8 protein-coding genes are annotated in these 3,577 nt (G+C 54.5%); 7 read left to right on the forward strand and 1 reads right to left on the reverse strand.

The window, feature by feature from the left end:
* The 3 genes from Q7P41_RS10085 to Q7P41_RS10095 form a co-directional block, all read left to right on the forward strand.
* A partial coding sequence (locus Q7P41_RS10085) for a hypothetical protein (protein WP_303883983.1) occupies window positions 1-281 on the forward strand: 281 nt, incomplete at its 5' end.
* A gap of 25 nt (window positions 282-306) precedes the next feature.
* On the forward strand, window positions 307-1,089 hold the full coding sequence (locus tag Q7P41_RS10090; protein ID WP_303883985.1) for a hypothetical protein: 783 nt from the start codon (window positions 307-309) through the stop codon (window positions 1,087-1,089).
* A gap of 390 nt (window positions 1,090-1,479) precedes the next feature.
* Window positions 1,480-1,764: a hypothetical protein gene (locus tag Q7P41_RS10095; RefSeq protein ID WP_303883987.1), complete on the forward strand. Its 285-nt coding sequence runs from the start codon at window positions 1,480-1,482 to the stop codon at window positions 1,762-1,764.
* Between the two features lie 64 nt (window positions 1,765-1,828).
* On the opposite strand, the gene Q7P41_RS10100 is transcribed toward Q7P41_RS10095, so the two are convergent.
* Window positions 1,829-2,050, reverse strand: coding sequence for a hypothetical protein (locus Q7P41_RS10100; RefSeq protein ID WP_303883989.1), 222 nt, complete (start codon window positions 2,048-2,050; stop codon window positions 1,829-1,831).
* Window positions 2,051-2,153: 103 nt separating this feature from the next.
* Between Q7P41_RS10100 and Q7P41_RS10105 the strand changes: the two genes are divergently transcribed.
* The 4 genes from Q7P41_RS10105 (at window position 2,154) to Q7P41_RS10120 (ending at window position 3,420) form a co-directional block, all read left to right on the forward strand.
* On the forward strand, window positions 2,154-2,369 hold the full coding sequence (locus Q7P41_RS10105) for a DUF1659 domain-containing protein (RefSeq protein ID WP_303883991.1): 216 nt from the start codon (window positions 2,154-2,156) through the stop codon (window positions 2,367-2,369).
* A gap of 35 nt (window positions 2,370-2,404) precedes the next feature.
* Window positions 2,405-2,611: a DUF2922 domain-containing protein gene (locus Q7P41_RS10110; RefSeq protein ID WP_303883993.1), complete on the forward strand. Its 207-nt coding sequence runs from the start codon at window positions 2,405-2,407 to the stop codon at window positions 2,609-2,611.
* Window positions 2,612-2,705: 94 nt separating this feature from the next.
* Window positions 2,706-2,879: a YvrJ family protein gene (locus tag Q7P41_RS10115; RefSeq protein WP_303883994.1), complete on the forward strand. Its 174-nt coding sequence runs from the start codon at window positions 2,706-2,708 to the stop codon at window positions 2,877-2,879.
* Between the two features lie 4 nt (window positions 2,880-2,883).
* Window positions 2,884-3,420, forward strand: a complete 537-nt coding sequence (locus Q7P41_RS10120) for a glycoside hydrolase family 108 protein (RefSeq protein ID WP_303883995.1) — start codon at window positions 2,884-2,886, stop codon at window positions 3,418-3,420.
* Window positions 3,421-3,577: the final 157 nt, after the last annotated feature.

Consider the following 3,577-nt stretch of genomic DNA (forward strand, 5'->3'; position numbering starts at 1 on the left):
CGATCGACTGGTACGGCGAGCTTGATGGGAAGATGACTTTAGTTGATATCAAAACGTCCGGGAACGTCTACGCCGAGCACGTCATACAGGTCGCGGCCTATGCGCAGATGCTCAAAGATGAAGAGTACCAGGTAGATGAAGTAAGAATATTGAGGTTTAGCCGAGAAGACGACGACGACCACCGCGACATGAGCGTGAGCGACCGCCTGCTTGAAGCAGGTTTCAATATTTTCCAGCACCTTCGGGAAGTTTATGACCTTCAGAAAGAAATAAAAATCTAAAACATACATATAGGAGGAAAAGAAAATGGCGACAGTAAGAGAAGATATGATGATTGAAAGTGTGGAAGATGAGCTATCGATCGTAGCCAGAAAGGACCCGGGCGAGCTCGCCGCGGCGCTGGCAAAAATAGGCGCCTTTCAAGACATGGTGCGCACACAGCTCAAAGAAGGAAAAGATTATGGCGCCATTCCCGGGGCGGGGGATAGAAAAGTATTGCTCAAGCCGGGCGCAGAAAAGATCACGGTGTTATTGGGACTAAGGAGCAAGTTTGAGATAGTCGGGAAAGTCGAAGACTTTGAGGCCGGATTTTTCGCCTATATGGTGCGCTGTTCGCTCGTTGCCGCAAACGGCGAGACCATAACAGAAGGGCTGGGTCAGGCGAACACGAAGGAGAAAAAGTATGCCAAGCAAGACCCATATACGCTTGCGAATACAGTCTTGAAGATGGCACGTAAGCGCGCCCTTGTGGATGCAGCGCTAACCGTAGGTTCGCTTTCGGATATCTTCACCCAGGACCTCGAGGATGCAGACCTCGCCGCCGAGGTGCGGGAAAGCCGGCAGACAGGCGCCGCATATCCCACCTCTGCCCGCGCTGTGCCGCTTCACGCCGAGCGCATGGCCACGGAAAACCAGAGGAAGGCCATATTTGCCATTTGCAGGAAAGCTGGCATGAACGAAGACATGGTCCGCAGTGTCCTAAGCGATAAATACGGAGTTTCAAGCACGGCAGATCTCACGATGGAGCAGGCTAGCGAACTTATAGATATATTGGACGAGAACTTAAAGCAGGCAGTTAACGCAAAATAAGACAGAGCAAGGCAGGCCCGGCACAGAGCCGGGCTTTTCTTTTGCCCGCCTCCCGCAAGCGGGGAAAGAGGAGCCACGCAGGCAACAGCGCGCCAACGAGCGCGCCCACGAAGGCAACCCGAGCACGACAGAGGAGTGGAAACCTAAACATTTTTCCCCAAACGGGGGCGGACGCCTTTGTCTTTGCGAGAGCAAAGGCGCCTTGTCAAGCGTCGGCGCAGCCGATCCGAAGGGCCTGCGCTTGACAAGGCGACTGCTCGAGCATGCTTTTTCAGTCCGCCCACCGTTGGGGGGTGGAATATGTGATGTTTCCTTGTTTTTTTCTCCCCCCCTTTTTTTGGGGGGGGAGACCCCGAGAATCGGGAGAGGGGGGGTATGATGGCCGATGCCGTGCGAAGCGACTATGCGCTTTTGCGAGCGGGGGCGGGCGGGAGGAGCAAGCTAAAGCGCGCAAGCGAAAGCGAGGCGGCGGGCAACCTCCAGGCCTTGAGGCGGCATGAGATACGAACCCTGCGACCGCTTCCCACCCTGTCCCTTGCCCTCCGTCGGCAAGCCATGCGCCATCTGCGGCTTTGCCCGCCTTTGCTTCGCAGGATTTTGCGCATGGCGCCGACGGGGCTAGGCCGCCTCTTGAGCGCGCAGGGCATGCATGCTTTCCCAGCCGCCATATATTAGGAGGCATGATCGCGGGAAACTGCGCGCTCGTGGCGGCCGTGAAAGCTCCTCAATGAAGATGTTTTTATCTTGAGAGATGCCTTTTGCCGTAAAAGCCGGCTTTTTCTCCTCTTTTGCCTAAAGCCTGCAACGACAGGTTTCGCATGCTTTCGCACCTTCCTTTGGCCGCACGCCGGCTGGAAATGCTTCTGTATCGCCACTTGCCGAAAGCTGCACAGCATTTGCCCTTGCCGTTAGCGCCTGCCGGGCAAGCTGGCGAATGGCAGAAAGACAGCGTCCGCCTCATGCCTGCAACTTTCTTCCTGTTACTGCGTAAATTATGCGAATTGAAAGCATCGACTTGCCCGTGTATTGTGAAATTAAAGTCTCTTTTGAAAGGGGGGATAAAGATGGCGGAATATCAGCCCATAGCAAGCCGTTTAACCATGAGGCTCCAGGTGGGATCAGACGAATGGGGAAAGCCCAAGCTCAGGAGCAAATCCATCGCAGGTATCGACTACTCTGCCGACGCTACTTCGGTGCAGGCGGTGGCAACCGCAATCGCCGGACTTTTGGCGTATCCGTTAGTCGAAGTCCAAAAGGTCGATACCGACAGGGTCCAGTAAGTTTTTAGCGAACTTGATCGAAAGGAGGTGAAACGATGGAGACTACGCGCAGATTGCGGATGATATTTGACACGGAAGACGGCAAGTGGATGCTTTCCCTGACCGATCCGAAGGAGGGCCTGACCGCTGCAGAAGTCGAGGCGGCAATGAACACGATAATCTCTCAAAACATATTCGGCATACCGCCCTTGAGCATTGTCGGCGCCGAGCTCGTAGAGACCGGGACAACGGTGCTGCTTTAGAGGTGTTGCCCTACCTGTGTGGTGTGTTTGTATTTACGGCGGGAAGTACCGTTCCCGCCTTTGCTTTTAATTGCCTTTAAAAGGAGGTGAAACCTTGGAAGAGTTTTTTACTTCGACCGTCCAGACGACCTTTTCCATCGCCGTGGCGGCTTACCTGCTCGTCCGCATGGAAACGCGCATGAGCGAGCTCACAAAAGCGATTAACGAGCTGCAGGCCGGCTTGAGGAAGTGCATAGAGTGCGACTTTTACAAGACAGAAAGGAAGTGAGAAGATGACGGAAGAGGCTGAATTGTTCATCCTGGCCGCGGAAGGCGGCTACGTAGATCACCCTTCAGACCCTGGCGGTGCCACGAACTACGGCATCACCACCGCCACCTTAAAGCAGGCAAGAAAGCAGATGACAGGCCTGCCCGAGCACGTTAGAGACTTGACGACCGAGCAGGCTTTAAAGATATACGACGCCTTTTACTGGAAGCCGGCAGGCTGTGATAAATTGCCCAGCCCTATCGACCTGCTCGTCTTTGACGGCGCCGTAAACTGCGGCGTCAGGCAGGGCGTGAAGTTCCTGCAGGAGGCGTTAAACGTGATAAACGAAGACAAAGACCAGCTCGTAACCGACGGCATCATCGGCAAAAAGACCCTGGCGGCCGTTGCCGAACATTCAAGCTCCTTAAGGTCTTTATGCGCCGTCGTCTTATGGCAGCGGACGCTTTATTACCAAAGCCTAACCGCCGATAAGGCAGCATTCCGCGCCTTCCTTCGAGGCTGGATAAACAGGCTGGCGAGGCTGTGGGAGAGGTGTGAGTGAAGTTCAACGTGTGGATTACCGTGCTTACAGATTTTATTGGCCCTCCAGCTGTTTTGCTTTGCATGATGCCGGAGGGCCATTGATGTTTTTATCTATTAGATCCTTAGGCGCCCACCATATCTGCCCACCCCTGGTAGATCATGACCATTGCCAGCGT

This window comes from Acetomicrobium mobile (assembly GCF_937920065.1).